This is a genomic window from Wocania arenilitoris, assembly GCF_021728535.1.
Lineage (GTDB): Bacteria > Bacteroidota > Bacteroidia > Flavobacteriales > Flavobacteriaceae > Wocania_A > Wocania_A arenilitoris.
This window is the reverse complement of the sequence record NZ_JAKKDU010000016.1, coordinates 36,478-54,728: the sequence shown is the minus strand read 5'-3', so window position 1 is coordinate 54,728 and position 18,251 is coordinate 36,478. Positions and strand designations below refer to the sequence as shown.

17 protein-coding genes are annotated in these 18,251 nt (G+C 31.0%); 8 read left to right on the top strand and 9 right to left on the bottom strand.

The genetic code is table 11. The annotated features are described in order from the left end of the window. Window positions 1–265: 265 nt before the first annotated feature. Window positions 266–2,029 carry a hypothetical protein gene (locus tag L3X37_RS12875; protein WP_237240585.1) on the bottom strand — a complete coding sequence of 588 codons (1,764 nt, stop codon included), beginning with the start codon at window positions 2,027–2,029 and terminating at the stop codon, window positions 266–268. Between the two features lie 148 nt (window positions 2,030–2,177). Between L3X37_RS12875 and L3X37_RS12870 the strand changes: the two genes are divergently transcribed. From L3X37_RS12870 to L3X37_RS12855, 4 genes are all read left to right on the top strand, one after another. Continuing rightward, entirely contained in the window at window positions 2,178–2,693 is a 516-nt protein-coding gene (locus L3X37_RS12870) for an RNA polymerase sigma factor (protein WP_237240584.1), read from the top strand. 133 nt (window positions 2,694–2,826) lie between these two features. After that, complete coding sequence (locus L3X37_RS12865) at window positions 2,827–3,723, top strand: FecR family protein (protein ID WP_237240583.1); 897 nt, start codon at window positions 2,827–2,829, stop codon at window positions 3,721–3,723. Beyond that, entirely contained in the window at window positions 3,716–6,073 is a 2,358-nt protein-coding gene (locus tag L3X37_RS12860; RefSeq protein WP_237240582.1) for a TonB-dependent receptor plug domain-containing protein, read from the top strand. Before L3X37_RS12865 ends, L3X37_RS12860 begins: the two co-directional genes overlap by 8 nt. Window positions 6,074–6,535: 462 nt before the next feature. Next, the gene (locus tag L3X37_RS12855; RefSeq protein ID WP_237240581.1) at window positions 6,536–7,996 is read left to right on the top strand and encodes a sulfatase; all 1,461 of its coding nucleotides are present in this window, start codon (window positions 6,536–6,538) and stop codon (window positions 7,994–7,996) included. A gap of 17 nt (window positions 7,997–8,013) precedes the next feature. Here L3X37_RS12855 and L3X37_RS12850 read toward each other — a convergent pair whose 3' ends face one another. The 5 genes from L3X37_RS12850 to L3X37_RS12830 form a co-directional block, all read right to left on the bottom strand. Then, the gene (locus tag L3X37_RS12850; RefSeq protein WP_237240580.1) at window positions 8,014–8,388 is read right to left on the bottom strand and encodes a hypothetical protein; all 375 of its coding nucleotides are present in this window, start codon (window positions 8,386–8,388) and stop codon (window positions 8,014–8,016) included. Window positions 8,389–8,403: 15 nt separating this feature from the next. Further along, window positions 8,404–9,126 (bottom strand): lipoyl(octanoyl) transferase LipB, encoded by a 723-nt coding sequence (gene lipB / locus L3X37_RS12845; RefSeq protein WP_237240579.1) that lies wholly within the window; start codon window positions 9,124–9,126, stop codon window positions 8,404–8,406. Between the two features lie 29 nt (window positions 9,127–9,155). Continuing rightward, a complete protein-coding gene (locus L3X37_RS12840) occupies window positions 9,156–9,314 on the bottom strand; it encodes a YqaE/Pmp3 family membrane protein (RefSeq protein ID WP_237240578.1) in 159 nt (52 codons plus the stop codon). Window positions 9,315–9,680: 366 nt separating this feature from the next. After that, window positions 9,681–10,106 carry a DUF2141 domain-containing protein gene (locus L3X37_RS12835; protein WP_237240577.1) on the bottom strand — a complete coding sequence of 142 codons (426 nt, stop codon included), beginning with the start codon at window positions 10,104–10,106 and terminating at the stop codon, window positions 9,681–9,683. Between the two features lie 396 nt (window positions 10,107–10,502). Further along, window positions 10,503–11,231: an energy transducer TonB gene (locus L3X37_RS12830; RefSeq protein WP_237240576.1), complete on the bottom strand. Its 729-nt coding sequence runs from the start codon at window positions 11,229–11,231 to the stop codon at window positions 10,503–10,505. Window positions 11,232–11,422: 191 nt separating this feature from the next. Between L3X37_RS12830 and L3X37_RS12825 the strand changes: the two genes are divergently transcribed. The 4 genes from L3X37_RS12825 (at window position 11,423) to L3X37_RS12810 (ending at window position 14,644) form a co-directional block, all read left to right on the top strand. Then, window positions 11,423–12,214, top strand: a complete 792-nt coding sequence (locus tag L3X37_RS12825) for a phage tail-like protein (protein ID WP_237240575.1) — start codon at window positions 11,423–11,425, stop codon at window positions 12,212–12,214. Window positions 12,215–12,747: 533 nt separating this feature from the next. Beyond that, window positions 12,748–13,416 (top strand): lysoplasmalogenase, encoded by a 669-nt coding sequence (locus L3X37_RS12820; protein WP_237240574.1) that lies wholly within the window; start codon window positions 12,748–12,750, stop codon window positions 13,414–13,416. A gap of 87 nt (window positions 13,417–13,503) precedes the next feature. Then, on the top strand, window positions 13,504–13,998 hold the full coding sequence (locus L3X37_RS12815) for an RNA polymerase sigma factor (RefSeq protein ID WP_237240573.1): 495 nt from the start codon (window positions 13,504–13,506) through the stop codon (window positions 13,996–13,998). A 4-nt stretch (window positions 13,999–14,002) separates the two neighbouring features. Further along, window positions 14,003–14,644 (top strand): DUF8845 family protein, encoded by a 642-nt coding sequence (locus tag L3X37_RS12810; protein WP_237240572.1) that lies wholly within the window; start codon window positions 14,003–14,005, stop codon window positions 14,642–14,644. Here L3X37_RS12810 and L3X37_RS12805 read toward each other — a convergent pair. The 3 genes from L3X37_RS12805 to L3X37_RS12795 all read right to left on the bottom strand — a co-directional run bounded on the left by L3X37_RS12805 (window position 14,641) and on the right by L3X37_RS12795 (window position 18,224). Next, a complete protein-coding gene (locus L3X37_RS12805; RefSeq protein WP_237240571.1) occupies window positions 14,641–15,228 on the bottom strand; it encodes a pseudouridine synthase in 588 nt (195 codons plus the stop codon). The two genes, L3X37_RS12810 and L3X37_RS12805, sit on opposite strands and share 4 nt — an antisense overlap. Continuing rightward, entirely contained in the window at window positions 15,215–17,506 is a 2,292-nt protein-coding gene (locus tag L3X37_RS12800; RefSeq protein ID WP_237240570.1) for a DNA topoisomerase 3, read from the bottom strand. Before L3X37_RS12800 ends, L3X37_RS12805 begins: the two co-directional genes overlap by 14 nt. Window positions 17,507–17,630: 124 nt before the next feature. Beyond that, window positions 17,631–18,224 (bottom strand): class I SAM-dependent methyltransferase, encoded by a 594-nt coding sequence (locus L3X37_RS12795; RefSeq protein ID WP_237240569.1) that lies wholly within the window; start codon window positions 18,222–18,224, stop codon window positions 17,631–17,633. Between the last annotated feature and the right edge of the window lie 27 nt (window positions 18,225–18,251).

Sequence of the window (18,251 nt, the reverse complement as noted above, 5' to 3'; positions counted from 1 at the left end):
AAAGTAAAGAATTATTTTGTTTTTTCTTTTAGATAGATTCCCGTTTTCATGGGAATGACAAATTAATTGTTACTTCAGTAAAAAACTGAAGAAAATATTTTCGATTTAATGATTTAGGGCGTATTGTAGAAGTGACAAACTATAAAAAAGAGAATAAAAAAAAGCTGTCAAAACTTAGAGTTTGACAGCTTTTATAAAGGAAACCTAATCAATAATTAACCTAACCAACCGAAAAAGCTGAGTTTCCTTTTCACCAAAAACATAATTATTCTTTTTTCTCAAGGACTAATATATCTTCAGAGCCATTACCACCACTAACATCTTTAAGCTCTATACGTGTTTGAGTTACTTCAACAATTTTCCATCTATCATTAAACTCATTAAAAGGTGCCTCTAATCCAAAATTAAGTGCTAGTTTTAAAAGTCCGTCACTTCTGTAAGTTAACCATGAACCATCAATAATTCCGTTATTAGGATCGGTTACTTTTATCCATCCGTTTTCTAAGAAATCAATAGTGTACATTAAGTAATCTTGTGTTTCATCTACTCCATCATCTTTATACAAAGCTACTTCCCATTGTCCTGTTATAAGTACATCACCAATAAAGTTTATATCATCATCTCCATCAGGGCAATGTCTTTTTAACACCATTCTGTTATCTTCAGACTCTAATTTAATTAAACCTGGCTCTAAGAAGGTAATTAACCATTCTAATTTTAAATTAGGTCTATCGTCTAAAAAGATTTGTAAAAAGAATCTGTTATTAGTCACCGCTATCTCGTAAGTACCTTGTACAAACTCTCCGTTTACTCTAATTTTCACAACATTATCATTAAAGAACTTTAATGGTGTTCCTATATAATCTTTTTCATTATCGTTACCATCAACTTCTAATCTAGTAACTCTCCATAAACATTCTTTTAAATAGTTTTCTATACGCTCTTTAGTAATATTGATAACTACATCACAGTTTTTCTTCATAATTATTCTGTTTCCACCAACTTCGTATAGTTTAATTTTACCATACTCAATATCGTAAACAACCCATTCTAAAGTAAAGTCTGCAAGCGTATCAAATTCTAATTTTAAAAGCGCACCTCTATCAGTTACACGAGTACTCCAAGTACCTGTTAATACATCGCCATTTCTAGCACGCATTCTTACAACACCATCTTCTTTAAAGTTTAAAGCATACTCTTTATACTCAGCAGTGTTATCTTGATTGTTTCTTTTAAACTCATGCACTACCCATGGGCAAATTTTTAAATATTCGTCTAAACGTTCTTTTGTAAAATCGTCATCACCATAATCGTTATCATCATCTTCATCACAAGCATCTTTAGCTTCATTTATGGTTCTTTCTAACTCTTGGTTATTATTTACAACTATTTCTGTACCATCAGCTAAAACCATAGTTACAGGAAAGTTAAGGCTTGCGAAAAATCCAGATTCTTCTCTAACACGCTTAATAAATTTGTGTAATTGTCTGTCGTTTTCAATTTCAACAACATCAATAACTTGAAAGTTAGCATCGTATACCGAAAAAGAAATTGGGTATTTAAAATCGATACATTCTATATCGTCATCTTCTTCATTTTCTCCTCTACACTCATCAACAAATTCTTTTAATTGATTGGCATTATTAATTACAATATCATCGTACTCTGTAGTAACAATTGTAATTGGGAAAATGAATTGTAAACGATCGTCGTCATCGTCAAACTGCTTAAAAATAGCTTCAATAACTTTATAGTCTTCTTCAGAATCTATAATTATTTCAAGTCCGTTAACAACTACAGTAACAGGTAATTCAACAGACAAACAACTGGCATTATCAAGGATGTTATCTTTTGACCCGTCCTTATAAGACGTCGCAGTTATTAAAGCAGTTAGAGGAGCATTGGCAGTAAGCGTTTGTGCTTCAGTCTCTGCTGGAAGTGTTATATCTACAACTTCCTCTTGACAAGACGTCAACATTAAAAGGGCAAAAAAAGGTAATAGTAATAATGATTTTAATTTAGTTTTCATGATATTAAAATTTGGGTTAAACATAGCATTTTGAATATAAAACAGGATAACTTTAAAAATTCCTACCCTCAACATCAAAAAAATTCCAAAAAAAATCAAAATCTAAACTCCAAAAAAGGTATTTTAGTAGCATTAAGCACCAATTACAATGGGTAAACAATTACACAATAATATTTGCGAGGAACGCCTTTTTTCTTCCATATTTAATAAACACTCTAAGGATTTGCATAACTTTTTATACTATAAGTTTGGTGCATTGTTAAACCCAAAAGATAAAGTGCAGGAAGCTTTTATTAAGCTTTGGCAAAACTGTGCCAAAATTTCGCCTGATAAAGCAAAAAGTTTTGTGTTTACTACCGCAAATAATTTAATGTTGAATGAAGCAGCGCACCAAAAAGTGGTATTAAAACACCAGCAAACAAAACCCAAAATGTCTACCAACGAAAGCCCTGAATTTTTAATGCAGGAAGCAGAGTATAATGACAAGTTACAAAAAGCCTTAGCTAATTTAACCGAACCACAGCGCGTAGCTTTTATGATGAATAGAGTTGAAGGAAAGCGTTTTAAAGAAATTGCTGAACTTTTAGACATCTCGACCAAAGCGGTTGAAAAACGTATTTATGGTGCTTTGAAAAAATTAAGGGAAGATATTAAGGAACTTTAAGTTCAATATTTTGAGTTTAAAATTCAAAATCAAACAGCATAATCTTGAACGTTAAATATTAAATTTTGAACTTTTTTAAAAACAAGGGTAGGAAAAAATAAAAGTTAACTGTTATATAATTGAATACGAAATCATGAATAGAGAAGAACTCATATCGAAATGGTTAAATAACGATCTAAATGATCAGGAATTTGAGGCATTTAAAAACCTTGAAGATTACGATGATTTAGCGAAGTTAAATAACAGCTTGCAAGCTTTTAAGGCTGAAGATTATAATACTTCGGCAGAGTTAGATAAGGTATTATCTAAAATTAAAAGCACTAAAAAGCAAACTACACATTGGATAAAACCATTAATGCGTGTTGCCGCTATACTTGCTGTTTGTTTTAGTTTATACTATTACACAACCACTTTAGATACTACTATTACTACTCAATTTGCTCAAAAAACTACTATAGAATTACCAGACGCTTCAAGTGTTTCGCTTAATGCTAAATCGTTGTTAGTATTTAATAAAAAAGATTGGAAACAAGAGCGCGAAGTAGAACTTAATGGCGAAGCTTTTTTTAAAGTTGCCAAAGGCTCTACATTTAATGTTATTACAAAATCAGGAACCGTAACGGTTTATGGTACTCAATTTAATGTAAAACAACGGGACAATTATTTTGAGGTTATTTGCTACGAAGGATTAGTTGGCGTTACATACAACACCCAAGAAACCAAATTAAAACCTGGTGACAGTTTTTTAATTATCGATGGGAAAATAATTGCTAAAGAAAAAGAAAATCGCTTAACACCTTCGTGGTTAAATAACGAAAGTCAATTTAAAAGTCTTCCTTTTAAAGAAGTTATTGCAGAATTTGAAAGACAATATCATGTAAATATTACGCTTTTAAATATAAATTCTGATGAGCTCGTTACTGTTGGTTTCCCTCATAACAATATTGATGTTGCAATAAAAAACATTACCGTACCTTTACACTTAACACATAGTAAAGACAATAATTCTATAACATTAAAGCGTGAGTAGAAAAGGTACACTTTCTATCTTTATACTATTGTTTTTTTTGAATATTTTGACTTTAAGTTCTCAAACTGTTCAAAAAGAAAAACAGACTCTTGCCATAGTTTTAAAAATTATTGAAACCAGATACAACATTAGTTTTTCTTATGCTGATGCTACTATTAAAGATAAAAAAACAGCTATTCCAGACGAAAATTTAACGCTAGAAGCGGTATTAGATTTTCTAAAAAAAGAAACTAAACTAGATTTTGAGTTATTAAATAATCGATTTATTGCCATAAAAGCACGTAAAAGAGATAAATCGTTTACCAATACACAACGGCTAGACGAAGTTATAATAACTAATTACTTAACCACTGGTATTACAAAATTAAATGATGGTAAAGTTACTATAAAACCCGAAACCTTTGGGATACTTCCAGGGTTAATAGAACCCGATGTCTTACAAACCATACAGTCGCTTCCTGGAGTTTTAAGTATTGATGAAACTGTGTCTAACATTAATATTCGCGGTGGCACACACGATCAGAATTTATTGCTTTGGGATGGTATTAAAATGTATCAATCGGGGCATTTTTTCGGATTAATTTCGGCTTTTAATCCATACACTACAAAACAAGTTAACGTTTCAAAAAACGGCACACCAGCAAAGTATGGTGATGGTATTTCTAGTATTATTGATATGCAAATGCCCAATGAAATTGATAACACTTTTAAAGCTGGTGGTGGATTTAATTTAATAAATGCCGATGTTTTTGCTAAAATTCCATTAACTCATAATACCGAATTGCAAATTTCTACACGTCGTTCGGTTACAGATTTAGTAACCACACCAACTTACGACCTTTATAAAAAACGTGTTTTTCAAGATTCCGATTTAACAAATTTTAGCTTAAATGATGATGCTATCGATAAAAATGAATCGTTTTATTTTTATGATATAACCGCAAAATTCTTATACGATATTACAGAAAAAGATAAAATAAGACTTCATTTTTTTAATGCAAATAATAAATTAGATTACGAAGAACAAGCCAATATTAATGATAGAAATGAAGCTTTAAACAGCAAATTATCTCAGCAAAACTCAGCATTTGGGTTTTCGTATACAAGAGATTGGAGCTCAAATCTTTCAACTACAGCACAAGTTTATGTTACCAAATACGATTTGGATGCTACTAATTTTGATGTTATAAATCAACAACGCTTAATTCAAGAAAACAAAGTTATTGATGGCTCAGCAAAACTAGATATAAATTACAAGCCCAACAGTAATTTTAAATTTAATGGTGGCTATCAATTTATTGAAGTAGGCATTAGTAATTTAGAAGATGTTAACAATCCTATTTTCAGAAGTTATATTAAAGATGTTGTTCGCAGTCATTCACTTTATGTAGAAGGGGCGTTTTTATCAAACGATGCTAAAACCAAATTAAATCTTGGTAATCGAGTAAACTACTTTCCAAATTTTAGCACAACGCTTTTTGAGCCTCGATTAAGCTTTAGTCAACGCTTTTTAAATAATTTCAGGCTTGAGTTATTAGGTGAACTTAAAAGTCAAACTACAACTCAAATCATCGATTTGCAAAATGATTTTTTAGGTATTGAAAACCGACGTTGGATATTATCTAATAATGAAACAGATACTGAAGTTATAAATAACAAAAATATTTATCCCGTTCCTATTTTAAAAAGCAAGCAAGCTTCAGCGGGTATTCATTTCAACAAAAATAAATTACTAATTAGTGCCGAAGGTTATCTCAAAAAGGTGGATGGTATTACTACGCGTAGTCAAGGGTTTCAAAACCAATATCAATTTGTAAATAGTGTTGGTAGCTATCAAATTAAAGGCATCGACTTTTTGGTAAACAAACAGTTTAACAATGTTGTTAGCACATGGCTAAGTTATTCTTACAGTAAAAACGATTACACATTTCCAGATTTAAATAATGGCAATCCGTTTCCTAACAATGCCGATATTCGTCATGCTATATCGCTTTCTGGAGTTTACACCTATAATGATGTTAAGCTTGCATTGGGTTTAAATTGGCACTCTGGAAAACCTACTACGTTACCAGATTACGCAAATGACAATCCAGATGACAATGTTATTACATACGCCTCACCTAACGATAGTAACTTAGACGATTATTTGCGTGCAGATTGTTCTGCAACCTACGCTTTCGATGTTTCAGACACGGCGCGTGCTATTGTTGGTGCTTCAATATGGAATATTTTTAATCAGAAAAACATAATTAACGCCTACTACACTTTAGATTCTGATAATATGGTTAACAAAGTAGAAAACCAATCCTTAGGTATTACACCAAACGTTAGCATTCGGGTTAATTTTTAAATATAATTTAAACTTTTCACTCGTTTTTTAATCTAATACTAAAAATGCTATTCAATATTTAAACCCGAATTATGCATTAGGAATAAACAAAAGGTGGGCTTAAATTATTAATTTGGGAGAATAATCCGTCCATCCAAGGTCTTTTTTTGCGTAGATAAAGCTATCTTTAACATCTTTCTATACCTAAACAAACTCATAAGATTATAAGCCACCATAATGAACCTAAAGGAGGACTCCGTTGCCCAAAAGTCTTTTAACCTGAATTATGCAATAGAAAGATGCATTACAATGAACTACACATCAATGCTTTGTGAAATTTTAAAATTAACAATTCTAATCTCTAAAGCATAATGTGGGTTTAATAACTTGAAATTATAAAAAAAAACGAAATTTGTATAACATTCTATAAAGTTTATTGAAACAAAACTTTATAAATACAGCTAAATTAACCTGCTAATAAACATGAAACAACTCACCTTTCTTTTACTCTTTTTATTCAGTATAACCATATTTTCTCAAAACAAAAAACCAAACATACTGTTTATTATTTCTGATGATTTAACAGCAACCGCAGTCTCATCTTACGAAAATAAAGCATGCCATACACCAAACATTGATAAACTTGCTTCAGAAGGTGTTAAATACACTAAAGCTTATACGCAATATCCTGTTTGTGGGCCATCTCGAGCGTCTTTTATGTCGGGTTACTACCCAAACGCCACCACTACTTTTGGCTATGTAAGTGGTAGAAAAAATATTGGAAACGAAAGAAAAACATGGTCTCAATTATTTAAAGACAATGGCTATTATACAGCTAGAGTGAGTAAAATTTATCATATGGGTGTTCCTATTGATATTGAAACAGGCTCGAACGGACAAGATGATGAAGCCTCATGGACTGAACGTTTTAACAGTCAAGGACCTGAATGGAAAGCCATTGGTGATGCAGAATTGGTTCAAGGAAACCCTGATGGGAAAATTGAAAGAAAAGGCGGAAATGTTATGACTATTGTAAAAGCTGACGGCGATGATTTAGTTCACTCAGATGGAAAAACAGCTAAAAAAGTCTCAGAACTTATTAAAAAACACAAAAACGAACCTTTCTTTTTAGCTGTTGGTTTTGTGCGTCCTCATGTACCTTTTGTGGCACCTAAACCGTATTTTGAACCCTATCCGTTTAGCGAGGTAACACTACCCAAAAAAGTTGATGGCGATTGGGACGATATACCAAAACGAGGTATTAATTACGTTACTAGTGTTAACGCACAAATGAATTTAGAACAAGAAAAAAAAGCAATTGCTGCCTATTATGCATCGGTATCGTATATGGATGCGCAAGTAGGCAAAGTATTAAAAACACTTAAAGATGAAGGTTTAGAAGCTAATACCATTGTTATTTTCACTTCCGATCATGGGTTTCATTTAGGCGAGCATAATTTTTGGATGAAAGTGAGTTTACATGAAGAATCGGTTAGAGTTCCATTGATTATAAAGGTTCCTGGTAAAAAAGCAGCTGTTTGCAACTCGTTTGTAGAGCTGATTGATTTATATCCAACCATTTCTGAATTAGCAGGTTTAAAACCTTCAAAACACATACAAGGAAAAAGCTTAGTAAAAACCATTGATAAGCCTAAAAAGAAAGTTAGAGATATGGCATTTAGTGTATCGCAAGGCGGGAAAACCTTTTTATTACGAGATGATAAATGGGCTTATATTCAATACAACGAAGATGCTTCAGCAGGTATGGAGCTTTTTGATATGGAAAACGACCCAAAACAGTTTACCAATTTAGCCCACAATCCAAATTATGCCAAAGTTGTGGTGAAGTTTAAAAAGAAATTAGCAAAAAAACTAAAAGAAGTAAGAACTAACGATTTAGGCATTAATTATTCTAAAAAGAAGCCTCTTGGTAATTACGACTAGAGTCTTGTGCTAAAAACTTAAAGATTATCACCCTTATGGCCTGAAATATCATCAATCTTATTTATTCTGGATTGTTCTTTAAAAAAAACATATTTTCTATATAATAATCTTTCTTCCAAAATTAGCGTTACTCCTAGTAATAAAATAATACCACAAAAAATAAACATATAAATAAATTCGAAGCTTAAGTCTACTTCATTAAGACTATATATAGCAAACAACATAAAGAAAGCCATTGTAAAAATAGATATAGCTAAGAGTAAGTTACCTATCCATAAAACAGCATCCTTAAAATCTTTATAAACAAAATTCAAACTATAATGTTTTAAAGTTTTTATATGATAAATAATACTTAAAAAACCAGTAAGAATCATTGATAAAGGAATAAGCATACTAATAGCAGTATTTTAAAAAAGCGCTTTATTTTCATTTTTTATAAGCTTAGCTTCAAAAAGTGCTTTAAAATGTTTTAGCAATTTTTCTTTTACTTCTTCCATAGAAACTTCTTTTACACCAAGTTCTACATTTAAAGAAGTAACCGCCTTACCTCGAATACCACAAGGTATCATAAGGTCAAAATAGCCCAAATTAGCGTTTACATTAAGTGCAAAACCATGCATAGTTACCCATCGACTAGCACGTACACCCATGGCGCAAATTTTACGGGCAAATGGTGTTCCAACATCTAACCAAACACCTGTTTCGCCTTTACTTCTTTCAGCTTTTAAACCGTATTCGGCAAGGGTTAAAATTATCATTTCTTCTAAAAAGCGTAGATATTTATGTATATCGGTAAAAAAATTATCTAAGTCTAAAATAGGGTAACCAACTACTTGCCCAGGACCATGATAGGTTATATCTCCTCCTCTATTTACTTTATAAAAGGTGGCGTTTTTTTCTTTTAATTCGGTTTCTGAAACAAGTAAATTAGAAAAGTCGCCACTCTTACCCAAGGTATAAACATGCGGATGCTCTACAAACAAAAAATAGTTTTTAGTTTCTAACCCAGCATCTTCTCGTCTGTTTTTAATTTTAGTATCTACAATGCCTTTAAACAACTGCTCTTGGTAATCCCAAGTTTGTTTGTAGTCTTTATTGCCTAAATCTTGCAGTTCTATTGTCTTATTCATAGAGTGCAAAATTACGATATTTTTATATGTTATCGATTTGGATTATTAATAATAACCAGCGCAGCAATAACACCGGGTACCCAGCCACAAAGCCATAATAAAAAAGTGATTAATATAGAGCCACAACCCTTATCTATAACTGCTAAAGGCGGACAAATAATTGAAAGCAAAACTCTCCAGATACTCATGTATTGATTTATTTAATTGATGATTCAATTATTTGACGTAAGCCTTTGCTTTTTGTTACAAAACACACTAGTTAATAAATTAAATTTTGTGCTTTTTTAAGTTGTGCTGAAAGTTTTTCTACATCCTTTTCGCCAAAACTAGTAACAATATTAATTTGTGCTGCGTAATATATAATATAGTGGTAACCAATTATCTGGTTCTGCTTTTGCAATACGTTCAAATAAATTTGATGCTTCAGTTGATTGATTACTTCCCTAAAGCTGAAATGCTTTTTGCATGCCTTTTTCTTAATTACTCTGAGCTGATACTATTCCAGACACTAAAAGTGTTGCTATGATTATTAAATGTTTCATTTTTTCTCTTTTTTAAAGTTTAATATTTTGTGTGATTGTTTCGTTATGAATTTGGAATTTTGCGTCTTTCCATCTTGGTGGTCCCATAAAACCCTTAGCATTGTTTGAGCAACCATAATCTTCTTTAGGAATACCTATAAAATTAGTATCCATTTTATTGTTTTCGTTTTCATCGTGATAAAACGAAATGGCATAAGTACCATTTGGAATATCTTTAAAAACAACTTTACAACTATTGTTTTCTATTTTAGTTTTAAAATATTTAAACCCATTTCCTAAAAAACTTTTTTCAGTGTTGTAAAGCCCCACTAAAACTTGGCCTTTATTACTACTTAAATTCGAAATATTTACTACTATCTCGTTTACACTATCTTCTTGTGCAAACCCCATAGTTATATTTATAAAAATTAAATAGATTATTATAATTAGATGTTTCATTGATATTATTTTTTAATTATGAAGCAAATATCAAGCAAAAGCTCGATTATTTAAAAACCGACTTGCCAAATTGTTATTATTTAGGGATGAAATGTTATTCTGTAATTATTAATTAACTTGAGTTCGATACAATAATTTTATGTATTCATATAAATTGCCAATAAATTAACAGTTGTCTCCTTGAGCGCAGTCGAAAGGTTTTTCAAAAACTAGAATTCTTTTTAGGTTTCGACTGCGCTCAACCTGACATAGACAATTAATTTGATGAATGACAGGCATTTTAAAGATAAATTATATTGAACTTACGTTAATAGGTAAAATTAAAACTAAAAAAGGCAACCTAAAAAAATAGGGCGCCTTTTTTTACATTGATATAAAACCATTTAATAAGCCTTTTTATCTTTCATATAGCTTAAAAAATATAGGTACAGCATAACTTACTTTTACAGGTTTGCCACGTTGATTACCAGGTGTCATTTTTGGTAGTAAGCCAATAATTCTTTCGGCTTCGGTTTCTAAGACCTTATCTGGACCTCTTGACCTTACATTGGTTGTATGCCCTTTAGAATCTATAACAAATATTACAGACACTCGACCTTGTATACTCATATCTAAAGCAACGTCTGGGTATTTAAAATTCTTTACAATGTGCTCTTGAATTTTTTTCTGAAAACAATCTTTCATTTTTTTCTTTGGTTGACCTTCACAACCCGGAAAAACAGGAACATTCTCAATGGCTGCAAATGGCACTTCAACATCTTCTTCTACTTCTTCAACATCAACATCGCTAACGGCTACAATACGTTCTTCAAGAGCATCAGATTGGTTTGCTTCGGTACTTTCAATTATAGTTTCTTCAACTTCTTCTACATCTTCAACAATTGTAATAGCTTCTTGTATTACAGCGGGTGGTGGCGGTGGTGGTGGTGCATCAATATTAACAATAGGAATATCTTCATCTAATTCCTCATCAATACTTAACACATCAATAGTTACAAGTTCTTTATCGTAAGTTTTATACTCTAAAGCTTGCCAAGACAAAAACAGCATCACATTTAAACCTATAGCAAAGTACAGGCTACTATGGCGTCCTATCTCTAATTCTGGATTCTTTTTAGGTTTCATGACTCACACATTTTATACTTCTAAAAGTATATTAATATCAAGCCAAATACTATGACTTTTGTCATGTTAAGCTTAACTTTAAATAAGAGCTTAAAGAACATGATTATGTAAGAAAAATTAATTAAATTTGATTAACGCTTAACATCATTATATTAAGAAACAAATAGTATAAAGATCAAAATATTTTAAAGATGTGTAAAAAATTAGAAGTTATAAATACATTTATAACAATAATGTTAATAGCAATATCTAACTTAACCTTTGCTCAAGTTGGTATTGGTACAACCACACCACAAACTACACTAGACATTAGAGCTACTAACCACTTAGGAGCTGTTACTGGTTCTGATGGTGTTTTAGTGCCTCGCGTAAATTCATTAGGTGTCTCAGGCTCTCAAAATGGTCAATTAGTATATTTAACAGTGGATGATTCGGTTAACGGTTATATAAAGGGATTTTATTATTGGGATGCTAATGCTTGGAATCGTATTAATACAAGTGGTACAGGTAGTTGGGTAAATGATTCTGCAGGGTTCCAAATATCTAGTACAGGTACAAATCCAACAAAAGCTACTACTCGTCAATTTGATATAGCTAGTCATCGCATTCTTCCTAATGGAGAAATAGAGGTTAAAATGATATATGCAGCTGACTCCAATTCTGGAGCATCAAACGGTAGTGGCACTTACCTTTTTACACTACCTAATGGATTACAATTTGACACTGCTAAACATACAACATATACGGGTACTAGTGTACTTAGCAACAGTATTGTAGGTGCTTATGCATTACCAACAACAGTAAATATAAATACAGCAAGTGGCTATTATAGTAGTGCTGTTATTATACCGTATAATTCAACTCAATTTAGATTGATTTCTATTGGAGGAAATTCAAATAATGAGTATATAGCTAGTGGACATTACTCATTTGGTGCGAATGATAGAACAATACATCTTATATTTACTTTCAATGGTTTATAAATCTCTTCAAAAAATAGTATTTTAAAAGTAAAAACAACACACATTAACTTATTTAATATTAAGAGATAAACTCAATTGAATCAAAAAATTAGACTTTAGCAACAACTTATTTATAACGAGTAAATACTTAGTGAAAATTACAATGTAAGTTTAGTTTGTCTGGGCTACAAAACACTTACTAAATTTACTCAAACTTTTAGAAACAACAACATAACAACAATGCATAAGTGTAATAAGGGCCGATTTACTTGACCCAAAAAAATTTTACTTGCCAATAATTTAACCGAAAAGCAAGTTTTAATTTCTATCTTACTACGCTTAATGTCAAACCGTTAAACAAACCCTACAAATTATCTAACTATTACTCTTTTTATCCTCACTAATTGTCCAAAAGAAACCAACAAAAAAGAATTGCAACTTTTCTGTTTATAATAATTTGAGCTGAAAACTAACTTGTTTTGAAAAAACTAAATCTAACCGAATTGTAAAATTTTAATGATGAATTGAATATATTTGAATAAATTGATTATTAAATGCTCAGCAAAAAAGAAAAAATATTCGCATTAATTTTCTCAATTATTGTTATTGCAGAATTAATTTGTGTGTCGTTTAAAAGTTTAACCACGTATCATTATTTTACAAAACCTTTAATTTTATTATCTCTTATTTTATTCTTTTTAAAGTATTGCAAACATCTCGATGCAAAAACAAAATGGTTAACGCTTTTAGCATTAACATTTTCATTGTTTGGCGACGTGCTTTTAATGTTTGACACCATATCTGTTACCTTTCTTGCAAGTGGTTTGGTTGCATTTTTAATAGCGCATATTATGTATATTTTAATTTTTTTGAAGCATAAAAACAACTCAAAAAATATATTTTATTTCTCTGTTTTTTTACTCATTTATGCAACAACTTTATTTTATTTTTTAAAGGATGGAGTAGGCGATTTATTATTACCTGTTGTTGTGTACATGTTAGTTATTTTATTAATGGCAATTACAGCCTTTTACAGAGAGGGAAGTGTGCCAAAAAACAGTTTTATTTTAGTTTTTTTAGGTGCCCTTTTTTTTATAACTTCAGATAGTTTATTGGCGCTAAATAAATTTTATAGTCCATTGCCTTTTTCAAACATTAGTATTATGTTTACCTACTCAATTGCTCAATTATTTATTGTTTTTGGCATTAAAAAACAATTTTGATTTTTTTCTGTAATTAAAAATATTGTTTTAAGTTGCTGTAACATTTTAAATGTTTAAGCTACTTACATGTGTAACTAAACCATCAAATTGAATAAAGAACTAGAACATAGTTTTGTTGAATTGCTAGAAAAGCATCAAAATATTGTACACAAAGTTTGCCGTTTGTATACTAATAATTACGATGCACATAACGATTTATTTCAAGAGATAACCATACAACTTTGGAAAGCCTACCCGAAATTTCGTGGTGATGCTAAATTTAGCACTTGGATGTATCGTGTTGGATTAAATACAGCAATTACACTTTACAGAAAATCGAAACGCCGAATAAGCACTCAAAATTTTGAAGGCGTTGAGTTTAAAATAAAGGCTGAAGATTATGATGACACCGAAGAACAACAGTTAAAAGTGCTTTACAAAGCGGTACATAGGTTAAATGACATTGAAAAAGCCCTTGTTTTCTTGTATTTGGAAGACAAAGATTATAAAGAAATAAGTGAAACATTAGGTATTAGTGAAGTAAATGCGCGTGTGAAGATGAATAGAATTAAAACAAAACTAAGAACCATACTAAATCCGTAACATTATGGATGAATTAGATTTATTAAAAAAAGATTGGAAAAAGGATGATAATAAGTTTCCTAAATTATCTTATGATGAAATTTATAAGATGATATTAAAAAAATCGTCTTCCATTGTAAAATGGATCTTTATTATAAGCTTACTTGAATTCGCCTTTTGGATAATTATTTCTTTGTTTTTCAAAGGCTCATCTTTATCTGGAAAAATGGAAGAATTAAATATGGATCATATATTAATTCCAATAACCATTGTTAGCTATCTAATTCTTATATATTTCTTTTATTTATTCTATAAAAATTACAAAAACATATCTGCAACAGACAACTCAAAAGCCTTAATGGAGAATATTTTAAAAACAAGAAAAACAGTAAAATATTATGTTATATTCAATTTAGCTTCTCTTGTTATTGGTACTATTCTAGGGGCATCATACACGCTAAATCATGATGCAGATATTGGAACCAAACTACAACAAGCATCAGCAAATGGAGAGGTTTTTAAATTTTATGCAGCTATTATTATTGTTAGCATTTTAATTTTGGCTACTGTAATTGGTATTTTGCTATTGTTTTACTGGTTAATTTATGGCATTTTATTAAAGCACTTAAATAGAAATTACAAAGAACTTAAACGATTAGAAACTTAAAAGAACTCATCAACTTCAATAACATCGCCAACTTGCATCGCGCCAAGGTTAATATTACCAACTCTAATTCTAACTAGTCGCAATGTAGGAAACCCAACTGCTGATGTCATTTTTCTAACTTGACGAAACTTCCCTTCGTTTAACGTAATTGATATCCAAGATGTTGGACCATGCCTTCCATCTCTAATTTTTTTAGAACGCTTCGGTAAATCTGGTATATCACTCAATTTAAAAACCTTACAGGGTTTTGTTTTATACTTTGTGCCATTAAAACCAATTTTAACACCTAACTTTAATTGCTCAATCACTTTTGTAGAAATATCACCATCAACTTGTGCATAATATTCCTTTTCTACTTTTTGACTATTTACAAAATCGCTCATTTTACCATCTGTAGTGATTAATAACAACCCTTCCGATTTTTCGTCTAAACGACCAATTGCCATGGCGTTTTCAGGAAAATTATAAAGCTCTCCAAGAAATTTTTTATTGCGTTGTTTATTAGCATTACTAATAAACTGGCTTAAATACCCATAAGGTTTGTAAATAATAAAATGTTTATGATTTACTTTAAACGCTTCCATTTAAAATTTTATGTACAAGCTCTTTTGTAGGTGCTTGTCCGTTTATTTTTTCTCTTACAGCATCAAAAGTCATTTTAAAATCACATCCCGTTTTATAACCAGTACAACCATAGGCAGTTTTACCTTTTATAATGGTTCCTTTTTTACATTTAGGACAAAATAATTCGTCTGTTTTCCCTTTAGTAGAAGTTTTTTTGGGTTCTAATTTTAATTTAAAATCATTATCAAAACGCAACAAACCTTCAACAGTTCCTGTTTCTGTTTTAAAGCCTTTCAAATTAACTGTACTTCCTTTTTTTAGCAGCCTAACAAACTGTTTTTCAGAAATTTTTTTATCTAAAAACTTAAAAGGCAACACAAAATCACAACCTAATTTATAAGCATTGCAGCCATAGGCTGTATTTCCTTTTAAAAGTTGTCCTTTTTTACATTTAGGGCAACCCTCTGCAACAATTCCTGCTTGTTTTACTGCTGCAGTTTTTGCAGTTCTATTTTTAATTACTGTAGCCTGCGAAATATTGGCACGTTTGGTTTCGCTACGCACTTCGTACACCAAAGCATCAACCATACGTTTCATGTTTTTTATAAAGGCACCTGCGCTAAACTCGCCCTTTTCAATATCCTTTAATTGTTTTTCCCACGAGCCTGTTAATTCTGCAGATTTTAGTAGTTTATTTTGAATCGTGCCAATCAACTGAATACCAGTAATCGTTGGCAACACCTGCTTTTTATTGCGTTTTATATATTTTCTTTTAAAAAGGGTTTCAATAATATTAGCCCGTGTAGATGGTCTTCCAATACCATTTTCTTTCATTAAATCGCGTAATTCTTCGTCATCAACTTGCTTTCCTGCTGTTTCCATAGCACGTAGCAAAGAGGCTTCTGTAAACTGGTTTGGTGGTTTGGTTTCTTTTTCTAAAAACGAGGGTTCATGCGGCCCCTTTTCTCCCTTTTCAAAAGCTGGTAAAATCCCAGATTCTTTTTCTTTTGCATTTGGATTTTCAAATACGATACGCCAACCTTTTTCCAAAATTTCTTTTCCCGTGGTTTTAAAAACTACTTTTGAAGCACTACCTAAAACCGTGGTATTTGACACAATACATTCATCATAAAAAACAGCAATAAACCGTTTTACAATAATATCGTAAACTTGTTGCTGGTTGTATTGCAAATTAATTTGAATCCCCGTTGGAATAATCGCATGGTGATCAGTCACTTTTTTATCATTAAAAACTTTGGAAGACTTTTTTATTTTTTTTCCTAAAAGTGGCTGCGTTAGTTTTGAATAATTTGTTAGCTTTTGAAGAATACCTGCAACTTTAGGATATACATCATTTGGTAAAAACGTAGTATCTACTCTAGGGTAAGTAACTACCTTTTGCTCGTACAACCTCTGAACAATCTTTAGGGTTTCATCTGCCGAAAATCCAAATTTCGTATTACAATACACTTGCAAGCCTGTTAAATCGAAGAGTTTAGGGGCGTATTCTTTTCCTTTCTTTTTGGTAATAGATTCAATCTCAAAATTACTTTCTTTTACTTTATTTGACAAAGCTTCGCCATCTTCCTTTTTAAGAAAGCGCCCCTCTTCATAACTAAAAAGTGTATTTCTATAAAGTGTTTGTAATTCCCAATACGGTTGTGGTTTAAAATTTTCTATTTCTTTAAAACGATTAACAACCATAGCCAACGTTGGTGTTTGCACACGACCAACAGATAATACTTGTTTGTAACCACCATGTTTTACAGTGTATAATCTAGTGGCGTTCATTCCTAAAAGCCAATCTCCAATGGCTCTAGAAAATCCTGCATAATATAAATTATCGTAATCTGTTGCTGGTTTTAGATTTTGGAAACCTTCTTTAATAGCTTCGGTAGTTAACGACGAAATCCATAAGCGCTGTACTTCGCCTTTATAATTAGCTTCATTCATTACCCAACGTTGAATGAGCTCCCCTTCTTGCCCCGCATCACCACAATTTATAACCACTTCGGCTTTATCGAATAGACTTTTTACAATTTTGAATTGCTTTTGAATTCCCGAGTTTGCAACCACTTTAGTTTCAAACTTTTCAGGCAACATAGGCAAGTTATTTAAGTCCCAACTTTTCCAATAAGATTTATAATCATTAGGCTCTTTAAGCGTACATAAGTGCCCAAAAGTATAGGTTACCGCATAACCATTGCCTTCATAATACCCATCGTGTTTTGTATTTGCACCTAAAACAGAGGCAATTTCGCGGGCTACACTAGGTTTTTCTGCGATACAGACTTTCACTTTATTCTTTTTTAAAACAAAAGTGCAAAATAGCTATTTTGGTGTGGTTTTAAAAAGGGATTTATTAGGAGTTATTAACTGTGTTTGAAGAAAAACAAAAAGGCTTGTTTAAACTTGAATGCATCTAATTAATGTCCTCTTTTGTAATTTTATAAATTTTAATAACAGGATCAAACGTATCTATCTTATTATATTTTATATGCTTTATTGAATTCAGTAGTCCTTCTGTGAATCCATTTCTACTATAATTTAAAAAGTTAGAATAATGTCCTGTGAATCTTTGGTCGCACCATAGAAGTATTTTTTGTTTTATGTTATTTGGTTTACAGAAACCACAAATAATTATTGTTTCTGATGTCGCTATAAGTTTTTCAACTAACTCAACCGATTTTTCCCATGGTAGAATATGAAATAGAAGACTTACTATAGAATAGTCCATCTTTGGCACCGAATAAGCATCTTGCAATACATCTAATAATCTAAATTCAAGATTCTTTATTTGGTTTTCAATTACTTGATTTTTAGCAAATGATATTAGTTGTTTAGATTTATCGACACCAATTCCTTCTTTAATTTTTACAGACAGTTTAAAGAGTAAATCTCCGTTCCCACAACCATATTCTATTACTGTAGAATTAGACTCAACTAGCTTTACTATTTGAAAACGAATAGAACATAAATATTTATCAACAGTATTTGCTTTTACTATCCCTTTCATTCAAAATCAAACAAGTTTACCTATTTA

What these genes read in the sequence shown, in the direction of transcription:
- L3X37_RS12835 (WP_237240577.1), bottom strand. Translation starts at nt 10,106, where the DNA reads ATGAAACATCTAATTATAATAATCTATTTAATTTTTATAAATATAACT.
- L3X37_RS12820 (WP_237240574.1), top strand. Translation starts at nt 12,748, where the DNA reads ATGCTCAGCAAAAAAGAAAAAATATTCGCATTAATTTTCTCAATTATT.
- L3X37_RS12795 (WP_237240569.1), bottom strand. Translation starts at nt 18,224, where the DNA reads ATGAAAGGGATAGTAAAAGCAAATACTGTTGATAAATATTTATGTTCT.
- L3X37_RS12855 (WP_237240581.1), top strand. Translation starts at nt 6,536, where the DNA reads ATGAAACAACTCACCTTTCTTTTACTCTTTTTATTCAGTATAACCATA.
- L3X37_RS12825 (WP_237240575.1), top strand. Translation starts at nt 11,423, where the DNA reads ATGTGTAAAAAATTAGAAGTTATAAATACATTTATAACAATAATGTTA.
- L3X37_RS12830 (WP_237240576.1), bottom strand. Translation starts at nt 11,231, where the DNA reads ATGAAACCTAAAAAGAATCCAGAATTAGAGATAGGACGCCATAGTAGC.
- lipB (WP_237240579.1), bottom strand. Translation starts at nt 9,126, where the DNA reads ATGAATAAGACAATAGAACTGCAAGATTTAGGCAATAAAGACTACAAA.
- L3X37_RS12805 (WP_237240571.1), bottom strand. Translation starts at nt 15,228, where the DNA reads ATGGAAGCGTTTAAAGTAAATCATAAACATTTTATTATTTACAAACCT.
- L3X37_RS12850 (WP_237240580.1), bottom strand. Translation starts at nt 8,388, where the DNA reads ATGCTTATTCCTTTATCAATGATTCTTACTGGTTTTTTAAGTATTATT.
- L3X37_RS12840 (WP_237240578.1), bottom strand. Translation starts at nt 9,314, where the DNA reads ATGAGTATCTGGAGAGTTTTGCTTTCAATTATTTGTCCGCCTTTAGCA.
- L3X37_RS12870 (WP_237240584.1), top strand. Translation starts at nt 2,178, where the DNA reads ATGGGTAAACAATTACACAATAATATTTGCGAGGAACGCCTTTTTTCT.
- L3X37_RS12865 (WP_237240583.1), top strand. Translation starts at nt 2,827, where the DNA reads ATGAATAGAGAAGAACTCATATCGAAATGGTTAAATAACGATCTAAAT.
- L3X37_RS12810 (WP_237240572.1), top strand. Translation starts at nt 14,003, where the DNA reads ATGGATGAATTAGATTTATTAAAAAAAGATTGGAAAAAGGATGATAAT.
- L3X37_RS12875 (WP_237240585.1), bottom strand. Translation starts at nt 2,029, where the DNA reads ATGAAAACTAAATTAAAATCATTATTACTATTACCTTTTTTTGCCCTT.